The organism is Microbacterium sp. NPDC079356 (assembly GCF_049545465.1).
Classification (GTDB): domain Bacteria; phylum Actinomycetota; class Actinomycetes; order Actinomycetales; family Microbacteriaceae; genus Microbacterium; species Microbacterium gawkjiense.
Genome location: NZ_JBMWDN010000001.1, coordinates 248,757 through 264,912, shown reverse-complemented (window position 1 = coordinate 264,912; position 16,156 = coordinate 248,757). Strand labels below are relative to the sequence as shown.

Genomic DNA, 16,156 nt, shown 5'->3' with positions numbered 1-16,156 from the left:
CGCACCCTGCGGCGCTCACGCCGCCCAGCCCCACAGGCGCAGGAGCGCCGCGGTGGCGGCGGCCGCGACCACGACCACGAGGAACGGCGCACGGATCACGAGCAGGCCCGCGGCCACGAGGACGGCGGGCAGCCGCGCATCGACGACGACCGCCTGGCCCGCACCGAGGGTCTGCACGACGACGAGAGCGGCGAGCAGGGCGACGGTGAGCAGGTCGATCGTCCGCGACGGGCGCGGCGCGTCGAACCACGCCGGCGGCACGAGATACCCCACGGTCTTCAGCGCGACGCAGACGATCGAGGCGAGCAGGATGGCGTGCCACAGGGTCATGCCGCGGCCTCCGTGGTGGTCTCGCGGGCGCCGAGCCAGTTCGTCCAGCCGACGACGAGTGCGACGACCGCGGCGACGAGGACGGGAAGCCCCGGCATGAGCAGCGGGGTCGAGATCGCCGCGACGACGGCCGCCGCCGCCCCCACCGCGATCGCCTGACGCCGGCGCAGACGCGGCCAGAGCAGTGCGAGGAACGCGGCCGCGGCCGCGGCATCCAATCCGTAGGTCCGGACGTCGCCGAGGACGTCGCCCAGCAGCGCTCCCGCGAGGGTCGTGAGGTTCCAGCCGAGGTAGATGCCGATGCCGGTCACCCAGAAGCCGATGCGGCGGGCACCGGCATCCGTCTGCGCCAGCGCGACCGCCGTCGATTCGTCGATCGTGAAATGGGATGCCGCGGCGCGCCGCCAGAAGCCCGTACCCACGACCGGCGACATGCGCAGTCCGTAGGCGACGTTGCGCATGCCGAGCAGTCCCGCCGACGCGATCGCCGCGCCCGGGAGGCCTCCCCCGCCGATCACACCGACGAAGGCGAACTGCGATCCACCGGTGAACATGAACAGGCTGAGGACGCAGGTCTGCCAGACGTCCAGACCCGAGGCGACCGCGAGCGCGCCGAAAGACACCCCATAGGCGCTGGTCGCGAGGACCACCCCGAGGGAGTCGCGCCACGCCCGTCGGGTGGGCTGCTCCTCCCCCGTCACCGCGTCAGGAACCGGCGTCCTGGCGCTTCAGGCGCGAGGCGGCGCGGCCGCGCTCGGTCGCGTCGAGCACGACCTTGCGGATGCGCACCTTCTCGGGCGTGACCTCGACGCATTCGTCATCGCGGGCGAACTCGAGGCTCTCCTCGAGGGTGAGCACGCGCGGCGGCGTCATCGACTCGAAGGAGTCCGAGGTCGACGAACGCATGTTCGTGAGCTTCTTTTCCTTCGTGATGTTGACGTCCATGTCGTCGGCGCGCGAGTTCTCGCCGATGACCATGCCCTCGTAGACCTCTTCGGTGGGCTGCACGAAGAACGACATGCGCTCCTGGAGAGCGATCATCGCGAACGGCGTGACGACGCCGGCGCGGTCGGCGACGATCGAGCCGTTCTGACGGGTCGAGATCGCGCCCGCCCACTCGTCGTAGCCGTGCGAGATCGCGTTCGCGATGCCGGTGCCGCGCGTGATGGTGAGGAACTCGCTGCGGAAGCCGATGAGACCGCGCGAGGGGACGATGAACTCCATGCGCACCCAGCCGGTGCCGTGGTTGGTCATCGTCTCCATACGGCCCTTGCGGCCGGCCATCAGCTGGGTGATGGCACCGAGGTGCTCCTCGGGCGCGTCGATCGTGAGGTGCTCGAACGGTTCGGTGAGCTTGCCGTTCTCGTCGCGCCGGGTGACCACCTGCGGCTTGCCGACGGTGAGCTCGAAGCCCTCGCGGCGCATGTTCTCGACGAGGATCGCCAGCGCGAGCTCACCACGGCCCTGGACCTCCCACGCGTCGGGCTGGCCGATGTCGACGACCTTCAGCGACACGTTGCCGATGAGCTCGCGGTCGAGGCGGTCCTTCACCATGCGGGCGGTGAGCTTGTGCCCCTTGACCTTGCCCATGAGCGGCGAGGTGTTCGTGCCGATCGTCATCGAGATGGCGGGGTCGTCGACCGTGATGGCCGGGAGGGGACGGATGTCCTCGGGGTCGGCGATGGTCTCGCCGATCGTGATGTTTTCGAAGCCCGCGATCGCGACGATGTCGCCGGGGCCGGCGGACTCAGCGGGGTAACGCTCGAGGGCGCGAGTCATGAGCAACTCGGTGACGCGGGCGTTGCTCGTCGTGCCGTCCGCGCGCACCCAGGCGACGGTCTGCCCCTTCTTGAGCGTGCCGTTGAAGACCCGCAGGAGGGCGAGGCGGCCGAGGAACGGCGAGGAGTCGAGGTTCGTGACCCACGCCTGCAGCGGGGCCTCGTCGTCGTACGACGGCGCCGGGACGTGCTCGAGGATCGCCTCGAACAGCGGCTCGAGGTCGTCGTTGTCGGGCAGCGAGCCGTTGTCGGGGCGCATGCGCGAGGCGGCGCCGGCGCGTCCCGAGGCGTAGACGACGGGGACGTCGAGCAGCGCGTCGACGTCGAGGTCGGGCACGTCGTCCTGCAGGTCGGAGGCGAGACCCAGCAGCAGGTCGTGCGCCTCCTCCTCGACCTCCGCGATGCGGGCGTCGGGACGGTCGGTCTTGTTGACCAGGAGGATGACGGGGAGCTTGGCCTCGAGCGCCTTGCGCAGGACGAACCGGGTCTGCGGGAGCGGGCCCTCGGAGGCATCCACCAGCAGGACGACGCCGTCCACCATCGACAGGCCGCGCTCGACCTCGCCGCCGAAGTCGGCGTGACCGGGGGTGTCGATGACGTTGATCGTGATCGGCTGCTCGGTGTGGATGCCGTTGTACGTGATCGCCGTGTTCTTGGCGAGGATCGTGATCCCCTTCTCACGCTCGAGGTCGTTCGAGTCCATCGCGCGCTCTTCGACGTGCGCGTGCTCGCCGAACGAGCCGGTCTGGCGGAGCATGGCGTCGACGAGCGTCGTCTTGCCGTGGTCGACGTGCGCGACGATCGCGACGTTACGGAGGTCAGGACGGAGGGCGTGCGCCATGAAGGGAGTTCCTTGCAGAGAGGGATGATGCCGGGATGCCGGCAGTCCACTTTACCGCAGCCCGCGACACGCCGACGGGGCGAGGACCTTTCGGTCCCCGCCCCGCCGGTGATCAGGTGATGCAGGTGAGTGATGCTCAGATCACTCGGTGTAGCCGACCATCGTCCAGTCGGTGCTCTTGAACGTGGCGGTGCCGTAGTTCGCGAGACCCTGGTCGGTGGCTTCCACCTCGGGGTACGGGTAGATCGGAACGCTCGGCAGGAAGTCGGCGATCACTTCGTTGATCTGCTTGGCGATCTCGAGACGCTTGGTCTCGTCGAGCTCCGCGTTGGCCTGCTCCCACAGGTCGGCGAGACGGTCGTCCGTCACACGGGCATAGTTCTGCGGCGAGTCGGCCGGCGTGTAGATGGTCTCCGCCGACGAGATCGGGAACAGCGTGCCCTGCCAACCGAACGTCACGGCCTGGAAGTCCCCGGCCTCGATGTTCGTGAAGTAGTTCTCGCTGGGGACCTCGTTGAGGGTGACCTTGACGCCGATCTTGGCCAGGGCGTCCTGGACGCCCAGCGCGCGGTTGATGTTCGACTGCGTGCCCGCGGGGACCGTGATGGCGAACTCGAGCGGCTTGCCGTCCTTCGTCCAGGAGTCGCCCTCCTTGGTCCAACCGGCGTCCTCGAGGGTCTGCTCGGCCTTAGCGGGGTCGCTGCCGATCTTCTCGCCGAAGACGTCGCTGTAGCCGGCCTGGCCGGGCATGAAGATCCAGTCGCCGAGCGTGGTCGCCGGGGCGCCCAGGGGCTCGTTGGCGACGCGGGCGATCAGCTCGCGGTCCATCGCCATACCGATGGCCTTGCGGACGTTGACGTCGTCGAACGGCGCCGCGGTCGCGTTGAAGGTCAGGTGCGACCAGGTGACACCGCCGGAGCGGCCGACGACGGATCCTGCCTTGGCACTGGCGGTCTCCAGGGCGTCGGGCGTCTGGATCTCGATCGCGTCGATCTCGTCGTTGGAGTAGGCCTGCGGCAGGGTCTCCTGCGCGATGACCTTGAAGGTGATGCTGTCGAGCTTCGGCTTGTTGGCACCCCACCAGTTCGGGTTGGGAACCAGCTTGAAGATCTTGGCGCTGTTGTCGATCGAGTCGACGACGTACGGGCCCGCGGAGGGGACGGCCTCGGACGCGAAGCCGCTGTTGAAGGCCTCCTTGTCCTTGGCGATGTCCGCCGGGAGCACCGGGGTCAGGAACAGGCTCGGCCAGTCGGCGTAGGCACCCTTGAAGGTGACCGTGTACTCGAAGTCGCTGACGACCTCGGCCTTATCGATCGCGTCGAACACCGACGACGGGACCGTCTCGTAGCCGTCGGCGGCGCCGCCGGCGGCGGCGTACGTGGCGACGTAGTCCTCGGCGGTGATCGGCTTCCCGTCGGGCCACACGGCGTTCTCGTTGAGCTTGACGGTGACGACCTGCGGGTCCTCGCTCGTCAGCTCGATGGAGGTGGCGTAGTCAGGGTTCGCCGTCCAGCTGCCGTCGTCCGCGATGGTCCACATCGCCGACAGGGTGGGCTCGAGCAGCTTCTGGACGTCGACGTTGGCCGCGAGTGCGTGGTTCGGGTTCCAGCTGCCCTCGTCCGTCGGGCTGCTCGTGACGGAGAGGTTGAGCGTGCCACCGTCGGTGAGGTCGCCGTAGTCCACCGTCTCGTAGCCGACCAGGGGGAGCGATTCGGGCGACGCCGAGGAGGACGGCGACGGCGACGACGTGGTCCCGCCAGCACAGGCGGTGAGCATGAGAGCTCCCGCGCTGAGCACAGCAAGACCCGCAAGTGCTGTCTTACGGATCATGTGCATCTACTTTCTTCTTGGGTCCGCCGGAAAAGACGGAGTTCAGGGGTCAGGTGACGACGAGGACGTTCTTCTCGACGTGGTGGCAGGCCACCTCGACGCGGCCGCGCCGCGCCAGATCGGGGTACTCGCCGAGGCAGAGCCGCTGGTCCTCCTCGGGCAGAAGACGGAACAGCGGGCAGCGGGTGCGGAAGCGGCATCCCTGGATCTCCACGGCCGGGCTCGGCAGGTCGCCGTCGAGCAGCACGCGTTCCCGGGTGCGCTCGATGTGCGGGTCCGGGATCGGCGCCGCCGACATGAGGGCCTGGGTGTACGGATGCCGCGGGTTGTTGAAGACCTCGGCGATCGGTCCGGACTCGACGATCCGGCCGAGGTACATGACCGAGACGTCGTCGGCCAGCTGGCGGACGACCGCGAGGTCGTGGGCGACGAACACCATCGACAGGCCCAACCGGTCGCGAAGGTCCTGCAGGAGGTTGATCACACCGGCCTGGATCGACACGTCGAGGGCCGAGACCGGTTCGTCGAGGACGAGCACCTTCGGGTTCGTCGCCAGGGCGCGGGCGATGCCGATGCGCTGGCGCTGACCGCCGGAGAACTCGTGCGGGTAGCGGTCCGCCATCGCGGGGTCGAGGCCTACGAGCTCGAGGAGTTCGACGACGCGCTCGTCGCGCTGGGCTTTGGGGACGTCGTGCACGAGCAGCGGCTCGGCGATGACCTCTCCGATCGGCAGGCGCGGGTCGACGGCGGCCGCCGGGTCCTGGAACACGATCTGGATGTCGCGGCGCAGCTCCCGACGTCCCTTGCGGGTCAGCGAGGCGACGTCCTTGCCGTCGAAGGTGATCCGCCCGCCCTGCGGGGCGGTGAGCTCCATCATCTCGAGGATGGTGGTGGTCTTGCCGCACCCCGACTCGCCCACGAGGGCGAGCACGCGCCCCTCGCGGAGGTCGAAGGAAACACCGTCCACGGCCTTGACGTCACCCACGCGACGGCGGAACACGCCGCCGCGGTAGAGCGGGAAGTGCCGCTTGAGGTCGCGCACCTCGACGATGGGAGCCTCCGTCGTCTCGGCGACGACCTCGGCCGGCAGCGGCTCGGGCCGCGGGAAGATGTCGGAGCGCCGGAGGACACCCTCGGCGAGTTCGTCCGAGCGATGGCACGCGGCGAGCTGCCCGACGGCCTTCCCGGCGGGGACGAGCTCGGGCTCGACCTCGTGGCACACCGCGATCGCGGCGGGGCAGCGTGCGGCGAAGGGGCAGCCCTTCGGGAGCGAGGCGAGGGACGGCGGGCGACCCTCGAGCGGGACGAGGCGTTCGGTGCCTGCGGTGCGGATGTTGGGCACCGATCGGAGCAGGCCCACCGTGTACGGCATGACGGGCTCGCGGAAGATCGTCTCGACGCTGCCGTACTCGACCATCTTCCCGGCGTACATGACGCCGACGTTGTCGGCGTGACCGGCCACGACACCGAGGTCGTGAGTGATGAGCGACACGGCGGCACCCGTGATCCGCTTCGCCTCCTCGAGCACTTCGAGGATCTGCGCCTGGATCGTCACGTCGAGTGCGGTCGTCGGCTCGTCGGCGATGATGAGGCGCGGGTTGTTTGCGATCGCGATGGCGATCATCGCGCGCTGCCGCATCCCACCCGAGTACTCGTGCGGGAACGCCTTGGCGCGGCGCGGGGCGTCGGGGATGCCGACGATCTTGAGGAGCTCGACGGCGCGCGCGGCGGCGGCCTGCTTGCTGAGCGCCGAGTCGTGCAGTCGCAGCGCTTCGGCGATCTGATCGCCGACGGTGTAGACGGGGGTCAGCGCCGACAGCGGGTCCTGGAAGATGATCGCCAGTTCGCGGCCGCGGATGCGGGAGAGCCGCCGGTCGTCGAGCGACAGCAGGTTCTGCCCCTGGAAGAGGATCTCGCCCTCGATCTGAGCCGTGTCGGGGAGGAGACCCATCACCGCGAGCGAGGAGACCGACTTGCCCGAGCCGGACTCGCCCACGATCCCGAGGAACTCGCCCTCGTGGATCGTGTAGCTGACGTCACGGACGGCGCGCACGGGTGACCCGTCGCGCTGCGGGAACGTGACGGAGAGGTTCTTGACCTCGAGGATCGGGCGGCCGCGTTCGCGGGCGCTCATCTCGATCGAGTGCAGCAGTTCGTCAACCACGGTTGGCTCCGGAAGTGGGATCGATGGCGTCGCGCAGAGCATCGCCGACGAGGCTCAGGCTCAGGAGCAGGACGACGAGGGTCGCCGCGGGGAAGACGAACAGCCAGGGTCGGGTGGCCGCGGCGGTGTTTCCGGCGGCGATGAGGGTTCCGAGCGAGACTTCGGGCGCCTGCACGCCGAAGCCGAAGAAGCTGAGGCTCGTCTCGGCCAGGATCATGGCGCCGACACCCAGCGTGGCGTCGATGATGAGGAGGGAGGCGACGTTCGGGACGACGTGGCGGGTGACGACCGACCACGTGCCGAAGCCCATGTACCGCGCGGCCTTCACGAACTCGCGCTCACGCAGCGAGCGCGTCTGCGAACGGATCACCTGCGCCATGATCATCCAGCCGAACAGAGCCAGGAAGAAGGTCATGACGATCCAGCCCGACTCACGGAAGAACGGGAAGAGCAGCACGAGGATGAAGAAGGCGGGCAGCACGAGCAGCAGGTCGATGAACCACGCGATGACCTTGTCGCTCCATCCGCCGACGTACCCGGCGATCGCTCCCACGAAGCCCGCGATGAGCGTGGCCAGCGGACCCGCGACGAAACCGACGATCAGGGAGATGCGCAGGCCGGCCATCGTCTGGGCGAACAGATCGTAGCCGAGCGTATCCGTACCGAACGGGTGCGCGGCGCTCGGTGCCTGGTTGAGGGAGAAGTAATCGCGCGTGGTGTGCGAGATCGGCCAGACGAGCGGACCGACGACCGCCCACAGGACGATCGCGACGAGGACGATCGTGCCGATCCAAAACTGCTTCGACGAGCGCAGGCGCTGCCAGATCAAGCGCGAACGCGTGAGCGGCTTGCGGGTCTTCTGATCCGCGGAGACCGAGAGCTCGGCGACCTCGGCGGACTGTTCGAGAGGGATGACCATGTTTACCTCCGCACGCGCGGGTCGAGGGCGGCGTACAAGACTTCTGAGAGGGTCGACGAGCAGAGGATCAGGACCGCGACGAACATCGTCGATCCCGCCACCGCGTTGATGTCGTCCTGCTGCACGGCTTGGATCGTGAGTTCGCCCATCCCGTGCCAGCCGAACATGATCTCGAGCATCGTCGCCCCGGCGACCAGGGTGCCGAAGCTGTAGGCGAAGAACGTGGACATGGGGATCAGCGCGACGCGCACACCGTGACGCACGAGGGCGGACCCGCGGGTGCGACCCTTCGAACGCGCGGTGCGGATGTAGTCCGCGCCGAGGACGTCGAGCATCGCGCTGCGCTGGTACCGGCTGTACGAGGCTGCGGCGCCCAGGATCAGCACGAGGGTCGGCAGCAGCAGGTGCGAGAGGCGGTCCCCCAGCTGAGGCCAGAACTCGTTCGGGATGCCCGGCGAGTACTGACCGGTGAACCGGATGATCTGGGACCCCGCCGCCTGGTTGAAGTAGGTGGCGAGGATCATGAGGAGGATCGCCATGACGACGGTGGGGGTCGCGAACAGCAGGTAGGACGCCGCCGTGACGATGCGGTCGCTCGTGCGGTACTGGCGCACGGCGCCCCAGACGCCGAGGATCACGCCCAGGATGGCGCCGATGATCGAGCCCACCAGCAGCAGCTGCAGGCTCACCCCGGCGCGGACGAAGATCTCCTCGACGACCGGCTGATTGCCCGTCGTGAGGCCGAGCGAACCCTGGGTGAAGAGATTGCCGAGCCACCGGAAGAGGCGGAGCAGGAGCGGGTCCTCGGGGTTCACACCCCAGCGGTCCAGGATGCCGTCGATCGTCGACTGCGGAACCGGAGGGTTCCGCTGCAGGAAGCGTCGCTCAGGGACGAGTCCGATACTCGCGAGCACGTACGCCAGCGACGTGGCAACGAGGGTGAGGATCGCGTAGTTCAGGATTCTCCTGATCAAGTACAGCGTCACGCGTCTCGGGTGTCCTCTCCGGCCGTTCCGGCGTCGAGGACGCCTTGCCTAACGGGGCTTCGCTGCCCCGCCCGCACAACGCTAACAAACATGCCCACAGATCCGTCGAAACGGTGAACAGTTCGTTTCACGATCTTTACTTCACGGATGCACAAGTGTCACAGAGGCGATCGTGAGGGCCGCGAGGGCGACTCCCACGAGGAGCGCGGGGACGTCCCAGCGCGAGGTCGCGACACGCTCGGAGGGCGTCGCCGCCTCACGCAGCGCTTCCATGACCAGCGCCGCATCCGCCGACGGCTCGGGCGTCCGCGTCATCCGTCGGCGCGGGGGGAACGGTCCGCCCCAGCAGTCGATGCGCCGGCCGCCGACCAGGACGACACGCAGCTGCGCGGACTGCACGACCTCCTCGACCGAGGACCACGGCAGATCGTGGATACGGAGCGCGTTGATCACCACGGCACCCTCGCGATCGGCCCTCACCTGCGACCGCCAGAAGAGCAGCCACGCCCCCCAGCCGATCAGCAGGAGCGGGGCGGTCCACTTCGCCAGGAAGAGCCAGCTCCCCCGCACCGCTGCATCCCCCAGGAAGAAGGCGAGCATCGCGACGACCACCCAGAAGGACAAGAGGGTCGAGGAGGCACGGAACACCCGAGGGCGGAGGAAGCGAGCATCGCGCCCGCCTCCCCCGCCCTCGGTGTGGTTCGTCACGCACGCCCCCCGAGCGGGATATCCGCACCGGGGATCGCGTCGAGGAGACGCTGGGTGTACTCCTGCGTCGGCGAGGCGAAGATCTCGTCCACCGTGCCCTGCTCGACGACACGGCCCTGCTCCATGACGCACACGAGGTCCGCCGCGACCCGGACGACGGCGAGGTCGTGGGTGATGAACAGGTAGGTCAGGTCGAGCTCGGACTGCAGCTCCGCCAGCAGGCGCAGGATCTGATCCTGCACGAGCACGTCGAGCGCCGACACCGCCTCGTCGAGGACGACGATCGACGGCTTCAGGGCGAGGGCTCGCGCGATCGCGATGCGCTGACGCTGACCGCCCGAGAGCTCGTTCGGGTAGCGCCACGCGACCTCGCGCGGAAGCGACACCTGCTCGAGCAGCTCGAACACGCGGTCGCGTCGGGACTTCTCGTCACCCACGCCGTGTACGCGAAGCGGCTCGGCGATCAGCGCACCGATGCTGCGGAGCGGGTCGAGCGACCCGTACGGGTCCTGGAAGACCGGCTGCATGCGACTGCGGAGGGCGAAGACCTCCTTGCGGTTCATGCCCGAGGTGTCCGCACCGTCGACGATCACGGCGCCGCTCGTCGGCTGCTCGAGCTGGAGCACCATCTTCGCCACGGTCGACTTGCCCGACCCCGACTCCCCCACGAGGGCGAGCGTCTTACCCCGCGGGATCTGGAAGGAGACACCGTCCACCGCACGGAACGGCTCGCTGCGGAAGCCCCCCGAGCGGATCTTGTACTCCTTGACGAGATCGCGCACCTCCACGACGGGCTTCGCGTCGACGACCTCGCCGAGGTGCTCCACGCCGCGCCGCTCGGCCACGGCCTGGATGCGCTGCGACGCGAGGCTCGGGGCAGCGGCCACCAACCGCTGGGTGTAGGGGTGCTGGGGGTTCTCGAGGATGACCCGGCTCGGGCCCGCCTCGACGATCTCACCCTGGTTCATCACGACGATCCGGTCGGCGCGCTCCGCCGCGAGTCCGAGGTCGTGCGTGATGAAGAGGACGGAGGTGCCCTTCTCACGGGTGAGCGAGGCGAGGTGATCGAGGATGACCCGCTGCACCGTCACGTCGAGCGCGCTGGTGGGCTCGTCGGCGATCAGGAGCTTCGGGTCGGCGGCGAGACCGATGCCGATCAGGGCGCGCTGCCGCATCCCACCCGAGAACTGGTGCGGGAACTGGTGCATGCGCCGTTCCGCATCGGCGAGCCCGGCCTGCTTGAGCACCTCGATCGCGCGCTGCCGCGCCTGCCTGCGGCTGGAGGCGAGACCGTTGGCGCGCACGGCCTCCTCGACCTGGAAGCCGATCGACCAGACCGGGTTGAGGTTCGACATCGGGTCCTGCGGGACGTAGCCGATGTCGCGACCACGGATCGCCTCCATGTCGCGACGGCTCGCCTTCGTCAGGTCGACCCCGTCGAGCAGGATCGATCCGCTCGTCACCTTGCCGGTGCCCGGAAGCAGGTCGATGACGGCAGCGGCCGTCGTCGACTTACCCGAACCGGACTCGCCCACGATGGCGACGGTCTCTCCCGGGAAGACGTCGAGGTCGACCCCGTGGAGGACCTCGCGCTCCTTCTTGCCGTTCGAGAAGGCGACCTTCAGGTCGCGGATCTGGAGAAGGGGTTGCGACACGGCGCTCTCCTTGTGGCTGCCGCGCAGCGAAGCGCGGCTGGACGGGTTCTCGGTGGCGCTCATCGCTGGGCCCTGGACTTCGGGTCGACCGCATCGCGCAGGAGCTCGCCGAGCGTGATGAACGCCAGGACCGAGACCGTCAGCGCGAGCGACGGCCAGAACAGCGCCAGCGGCGCGGTGCGGATCGAGGACTGCGCCTGGCTGATGTCGGCGCCCCACGACACACCGCCGAGACCGACACCCAGGAACGACAGCGTCGCCTCGGCGACGATCGCGGTGCCGAGGCCCAGGGTCGTCACGACGATGACGGGCGCCATCGAGTTCGGGATGACGTGCGTGAGCAGGGTGCGGAAACGCGAAAGCCCGATCGAAAGGGAGGCCATCACGTAATCGGACTGCTTCACCCGCAGCACCTCGGCACGCGCGATACGCGCCGTGCTCGCCCACGAGAACCCGCCGATCGCGAGTGCGAGGACGAAGACGTTCTTGTGCTCGGCGAGCACCGACATCACCACGACCGCCGCGACGATGTAGGGGATCGTGAAGAAGATGTCGCCGACGCGCGAGAGGAGTGAGTCGAGGAATCCGCCGTAGAAGCCCGCGAGGGCGCCCATGATGAGGCCGATGACAGTGGAGATGACCGTCGCCAGGATACCGACCGACATCGAGATACTCGTGCCGTGCACGACGCGCGACCAGATGTCGCAGCCCAGGAGGTTGAAGCCGAGCGGATGCCCCGGCTCGGGGCCGGCGTTGCTCTTGCCCAGCACGCATGCACCGCCGGACGGGCCGACGGACGTGAACAGGGTCGGGGCGACCGCCATGACGACGATGATGAGGCAGAACACCACCGAGATCCAGAACGTCGGACGGCGACGGAGGTCACGCCAGGCATCCAGCCAGAGGTTGCTCTTCTTCTCGCTCAGGCGGAGCTGGTCGACCACGACCGTCTCGGTGCGGGCGGGCGCCACGTAGTGGGTGGTGTTACTTGACATAGCGGATCCTCGGGTCGAGCAGGCCGTACAGGAGATCGACGACCAGGTTCACCAGCACGTAGATGACGACGAAGATCGTGACGAAGGACACGACCGTTGGGGTCTCGTGGCGGATGATCGCGTTGAACAGGGTGTTCCCGACGCCGGGCACGTTGAAGATGCCCTCGGTCACGGTGGCTCCCACCATGAGGACGCCGAACTGCGTGGCCGTGTCGGTCACCATCGGGATCATCGAGTTGCGCAGGACGTGCACCGGGATGACACGGCGACGCGACAGGCCCTTCGAGTAGGCGGTCCGCACCCAGTCCTGGCCGAGCGACTCGATCATCGAGGCGCGCGTGAGGCGCATGCTCGAGGCGTAGATGCTGAGGCCGAGGACGATCGCCGGCAACCAGAGGTCGCCCCAGTCGTTCTGTCCGCCGACGGTCGGCTTGAACCAGCCGAGCTGCACGCCGAGGAAGTACTGGGCGAGGAAGCAGAGCACGAAGATCGGGATGGCGATGAAGATCAGCGCCGTCACGAGGGCGCCGTTGTCGAAGATCGAGCCCTTCCACACCGCCGACAGGGCGCCGATGATGAGCGCGAGCACGAACGCGATCGCGACGGACATGATCGCCAGGCGCATCGTGATCGGGACGGTGCGGGCGAGGACGTCGTTCACGCTCTGCCCGGAGAACGTCGTCCCGAAGTCGAAGCGCAGGATACCGCCGAGATAGTTCGCGTACTGGACGATGAACGGCTCATTGAGCTTGTACTGGTCGCGGATCGCCTCGATGACGGCCTGCGGCGGCTGCTTGTCGCCGAAGAGTGCGGCGACGGGGTCGCCGGGGAGTCCGAAGACCATGTAATAGATCAACAGGGTCGCGCCGATGAAGACCGGAATGACCTGAAGGATCCGTCGGAGGATGTAATAGGCCACCCTCGGCCCCCTTCCAGGGAAAAGACGTATCAGTGCTGACGCACGAAGAAGGGCCCCGCTGCGCGGTGCCCCTGTTCACCCAATCCTCAGCCCGTCGGCTGTGAGAACGGTGAGATGGTCGGGTCACGCCGCGAGGCGGTGACGGGTGACCGTCACCGCCTCGCGTGAGGTGATGCTGTGTGCGGGTTACTTGGTGATCTCGTAGTAGAGCGGCACCGAGTTCCAGCCGAACTCGACGTTCTCGACGCCGTCGGCCCAGCCGCCGTTCACGTTCGAGTACCAGAGCGGGATGGCCGGAAGGTCCTCGAACAGGACCGACTGCGCCTCGAGGAGCGTGGCGTTGCGCGCCGCCTCATCCGTCTCGCTGATGCCCTTGGCGATCAGGTCGTCGAACTTCGCGTCCGAGTACTTGCCGTCGTTCGAGCCGGCACCGGTCGCGTAGAGCGGGCCGAGGAAGTTGTACAGACCGGGGTAGTCGGCCTGCCAGCCGGAGCGGAACGCGTCGACCTTCTCGTTGTCGCGGGCGTCGAGGTAGGTGGCGAAGTCCGGGAAGGGCTGGCCAACGGCGGTGATGCCGAGCGTGCCCGAGATCGAGTTCGCGACCGCGTCGACCCACGTCTGGTGGCCGCCGTCGGCGTTGTACGAGATCGTGAAGTCCTCGCCGTTGTAGGGCTTGATCGCGTTCGCCTGGTCCCACAGCTCCTTGGCGAGCTCGGGGTCGTATTCGAGGACCTCATTACCCGGGACGGAGTCGCTCCAGCCGTCGATGACGGGCGAGGTGAAGTCCTTCGCAGGCGTGCGGGTGTCCTTGAAGATGACCTTCGTGATCTCTTCGCGGTTGATCGCGTGCGAGATCGCGGCGCGGCGGAGCTTGCCCTCTTCGTCCGTCTGGAAGCCGTCGAGCCACTCCGGGATCGTCAGCGACTGGAAGATGGCGGCGGGCTGGTTGACCGCGCGACCGTCGAGGTCGGACTCGTAGGTCTCGAGCGCGCTCTCGGGGATCGCGTCGAGCACATCGAGGTTGCCGGCCTGCAGGTCCTGGTAGGCACCCTCCTGGTTCGCGTAGAAGACGATGTCGAGGCCACCGTTCTTCGCCTTGCGGGGACCGTCGTAGTCCTCGTTCGGGACCAGGTCGATGCGGACGTCGTGCTGCCACGCGCCCTCCTTGGCCAGCTTGTAGGGGCCGTTGCCGATCGGGTTCTCACCGAAGGCCTTCATGTCGTCGAACGCGACGGACGGGAGCGGCGCGAAGGCCGAGTAGCCCAGGCGCTGCGCGAAGTCGGCGGCCGGCTTGTTCAGCGTGATGGTGAAGGTGTGGTCGTCGACCTTCTTGAGACCCGACAGCTCCGAGTCCTCGTCGTAGCTGAAGCCCTCGATGTCCTCGAAGAAGTACGACGAGTTCTGCTTGTTGGAAGCCAGCGCACCGTAGTTCCACGCCTTGATGAAGCTGTCGGCAGTGACCTCTTCACCGTTCGTGAACGTCAGGCCCTTGCGGATCTTGACGGTGAGCTGCGTGGGCGAGTCCGTGGTGATCGACTCGGCGGCGTCGTTGACGACCGAACCATCAGCCGCGTAGGAGATGAGGCCCGCGAAGATCGAGTCGATGACCTTGCCACCACCGGTCTCATTGGTGTTGGTGGGGATGAGCGGGTTCTGGGGCTCGGAGCCGTTGGTCGTGATGACCGCATCCGTCGAACCGCCGGTGCCCTCGTTCCCGTTGCCGCTGCCGCCGGTGTTGCTGGCGCAGCCGGCGAGAACCAGGCTGGTGGCGCCGAGCAGGGCGAGGCCCGCGACGCCGATCTTGTTGCGCTTCAAAGTGTCCTCCATGAGACCTAATGAAAGCCCGGGTCGAGGCTTCGCGACCCAGGCGTGATGAGAAGCACACTAAGCAGCTTGAGCGCAATGCGACAAATCTCTCACAAGACCGTTACACAGCCTTTACTTGAGAAGCCGTCGATGAAGCAGTCTGATCGGTGGGCCCATCGGCATCCCCCTCATACGAAGTCGTGCCATTCTGACCGGATGGCAGCGTTCACGGACCTCCCCACGGATTCCTCCCCGCGGCGGCGGGCACGCCTGTGGTGGGAGATCGCCATCGTCCTCTCACTCTCGCTGGGGCGCTCCGCGGTGTACTCCGTGCTCTCGCTGATCGAGGCGCTGACCCGTGCACCCCTGAGTGACCAGCAGACCTCGCTCAACCCGGGCGCCGCGCCGTCGGAGGTGTGGGATGTCATCTCGCAGTTCCTGTCGGCGCTGTTCGGTTTCGCCCCGGTCGCGCTCGCGATCTATCTGCTCTGGGAGCCCGCCCGGTCGGGCTTCGCGAAGATCGGCCTGACGTTCGAGCGGTTCGGCCGGGGCCTTGGCGGCGGCGTGCTGCTCGTGCTCGTGATCGGCGTCCCGGGCCTCGTGCTCTACGCCGTCGGGCGCGAACTCGGGATCACCGTGCAGGTGGATGCCTCGCCGCTGGACTCGTCCTGGTGGACCGTGCCGCTGCTGCTGCTCGCCGCCCTGCGGGCGGGGCTGCTCGAGGAGGTCATCATGGTCGGCTACCTGTTCGACCGCCTGCGCCTGCTCGGCTGGAACACCTGGACGATCATCCTGTCCACCGCGGTGCTGCGCGGCTCGTACCACGCATATCAGGGGTTTGGTCCCCTGATCGGCAACATGGCCATGGGCGTCGTGTTCGGCTGGGTGTACTCCCGCTGGGGCCGCGTCATGCCGCTCGTCGTCGCGCACGTGCTCATCGACATCATCGCCTTCGTCGGGTACCCGCTCGCCGCCGCGTGGTGGCCCGGCGTGTTCGGCCCGCCCGGCGGCTGAGTCGCGGGGCGGCGCGGGCCTGGGTCTTCTTCCCGCGAGACTGCACGGGCGGGCCGAGACGGCGGAGTGGCGCCGCTGTCTCGCGCGTCGGGTGCAGTCTCGGGGGGGATCGGTGAGGCGGGGCGGTTCCTCCACCGCGGGCGCGGGGGGCGGGGTGTCCACCGGGCGGAGCGCAAGAGGGTCGGTGCCGGGGGCGGGTCTGGAGCATCGG

13 protein-coding genes are annotated in these 16,156 nt (G+C 68.1%); 1 reads left to right on the top strand and 12 read right to left on the bottom strand.

Going from position 1 to position 16,156, the window contains the following annotated elements:
* Nucleotides 1-15: 15 nt before the first annotated feature.
* From ACPEH0_RS01275 to ACPEH0_RS01220, 12 genes are all read right to left on the bottom strand, one after another.
* Complete coding sequence (locus tag ACPEH0_RS01275; protein WP_064001805.1) at nucleotides 16-330, bottom strand: AzlD domain-containing protein; 315 nt, start codon at nucleotides 328-330, stop codon at nucleotides 16-18.
* On the bottom strand, nucleotides 327-1,031 hold the full coding sequence (locus tag ACPEH0_RS01270; protein ID WP_217530261.1) for an AzlC family ABC transporter permease: 705 nt from the start codon (nucleotides 1,029-1,031) through the stop codon (nucleotides 327-329). The genes ACPEH0_RS01275 and ACPEH0_RS01270 overlap by 4 nt, the downstream gene beginning before the upstream one ends.
* A gap of 4 nt (nucleotides 1,032-1,035) precedes the next feature.
* Nucleotides 1,036-2,949, bottom strand: coding sequence for a translational GTPase TypA (typA, locus tag ACPEH0_RS01265; protein WP_366213226.1), 1,914 nt, complete (start codon nucleotides 2,947-2,949; stop codon nucleotides 1,036-1,038).
* Nucleotides 2,950-3,090: 141 nt separating this feature from the next.
* Nucleotides 3,091-4,779, bottom strand: coding sequence for an ABC transporter family substrate-binding protein (locus ACPEH0_RS01260; RefSeq protein WP_217530287.1), 1,689 nt, complete (start codon nucleotides 4,777-4,779; stop codon nucleotides 3,091-3,093).
* Between the two features lie 49 nt (nucleotides 4,780-4,828).
* Nucleotides 4,829-6,913 (bottom strand): dipeptide ABC transporter ATP-binding protein, encoded by a 2,085-nt coding sequence (locus tag ACPEH0_RS01255; protein ID WP_366213412.1) that lies wholly within the window; start codon nucleotides 6,911-6,913, stop codon nucleotides 4,829-4,831.
* Nucleotides 6,914-6,935: 22 nt separating this feature from the next.
* The gene (locus ACPEH0_RS01250) at nucleotides 6,936-7,862 is read right to left on the bottom strand and encodes an ABC transporter permease (protein ID WP_064001801.1); all 927 of its coding nucleotides are present in this window, start codon (nucleotides 7,860-7,862) and stop codon (nucleotides 6,936-6,938) included.
* Between the two features lie 2 nt (nucleotides 7,863-7,864).
* Nucleotides 7,865-8,848 carry an ABC transporter permease gene (locus ACPEH0_RS01245; protein WP_064001800.1) on the bottom strand — a complete coding sequence of 328 codons (984 nt, stop codon included), beginning with the start codon at nucleotides 8,846-8,848 and terminating at the stop codon, nucleotides 7,865-7,867.
* Between the two features lie 141 nt (nucleotides 8,849-8,989).
* A complete protein-coding gene (locus tag ACPEH0_RS01240; protein ID WP_064001799.1) occupies nucleotides 8,990-9,556 on the bottom strand; it encodes a hypothetical protein in 567 nt (188 codons plus the stop codon).
* The gene (locus ACPEH0_RS01235) at nucleotides 9,553-11,274 is read right to left on the bottom strand and encodes an ABC transporter ATP-binding protein (protein ID WP_366213227.1); all 1,722 of its coding nucleotides are present in this window, start codon (nucleotides 11,272-11,274) and stop codon (nucleotides 9,553-9,555) included. Before ACPEH0_RS01235 ends, ACPEH0_RS01240 begins: the two co-directional genes overlap by 4 nt.
* The gene (locus ACPEH0_RS01230; RefSeq protein WP_217530292.1) at nucleotides 11,271-12,206 is read right to left on the bottom strand and encodes an ABC transporter permease; all 936 of its coding nucleotides are present in this window, start codon (nucleotides 12,204-12,206) and stop codon (nucleotides 11,271-11,273) included. Before ACPEH0_RS01230 ends, ACPEH0_RS01235 begins: the two co-directional genes overlap by 4 nt.
* Complete coding sequence (locus tag ACPEH0_RS01225) at nucleotides 12,196-13,125, bottom strand: ABC transporter permease (protein WP_064001796.1); 930 nt, start codon at nucleotides 13,123-13,125, stop codon at nucleotides 12,196-12,198. Before ACPEH0_RS01225 ends, ACPEH0_RS01230 begins: the two co-directional genes overlap by 11 nt.
* Nucleotides 13,126-13,311: 186 nt before the next feature.
* Nucleotides 13,312-14,952, bottom strand: coding sequence for a peptide ABC transporter substrate-binding protein (locus tag ACPEH0_RS01220; RefSeq protein ID WP_254631949.1), 1,641 nt, complete (start codon nucleotides 14,950-14,952; stop codon nucleotides 13,312-13,314).
* Nucleotides 14,953-15,147: 195 nt separating this feature from the next.
* On the opposite strand from ACPEH0_RS01220, the gene ACPEH0_RS01215 reads away from it, so the two are divergent.
* Nucleotides 15,148-15,945, top strand: coding sequence for a CPBP family intramembrane glutamic endopeptidase (locus tag ACPEH0_RS01215; RefSeq protein WP_366213229.1), 798 nt, complete (start codon nucleotides 15,148-15,150; stop codon nucleotides 15,943-15,945).
* Nucleotides 15,946-16,156 lie beyond the last annotated feature (211 nt).

Coding starts and splice junctions, on each gene's coding strand:
- ACPEH0_RS01275 (WP_064001805.1), bottom strand. CDS start 330: ATGACCCTGTGGCACGCCATCCTGCTCGCCTCGATCGTCTGCGTCGCG.
- typA (WP_366213226.1), bottom strand. CDS start 2,949: ATGGCGCACGCCCTCCGTCCTGACCTCCGTAACGTCGCGATCGTCGCG.
- ACPEH0_RS01260 (WP_217530287.1), bottom strand. CDS start 4,779: ATGATCCGTAAGACAGCACTTGCGGGTCTTGCTGTGCTCAGCGCGGGA.
- ACPEH0_RS01255 (WP_366213412.1), bottom strand. CDS start 6,913: ATGAGCGCCCGCGAACGCGGCCGCCCGATCCTCGAGGTCAAGAACCTC.
- ACPEH0_RS01250 (WP_064001801.1), bottom strand. CDS start 7,862: ATGGTCATCCCTCTCGAACAGTCCGCCGAGGTCGCCGAGCTCTCGGTC.
- ACPEH0_RS01235 (WP_366213227.1), bottom strand. CDS start 11,274: ATGAGCGCCACCGAGAACCCGTCCAGCCGCGCTTCGCTGCGCGGCAGC.
- ACPEH0_RS01230 (WP_217530292.1), bottom strand. CDS start 12,206: ATGTCAAGTAACACCACCCACTACGTGGCGCCCGCCCGCACCGAGACG.
- ACPEH0_RS01220 (WP_254631949.1), bottom strand. CDS start 14,952: ATGGAGGACACTTTGAAGCGCAACAAGATCGGCGTCGCGGGCCTCGCC.
- ACPEH0_RS01215 (WP_366213229.1), top strand. CDS start 15,148: ATGGCAGCGTTCACGGACCTCCCCACGGATTCCTCCCCGCGGCGGCGG.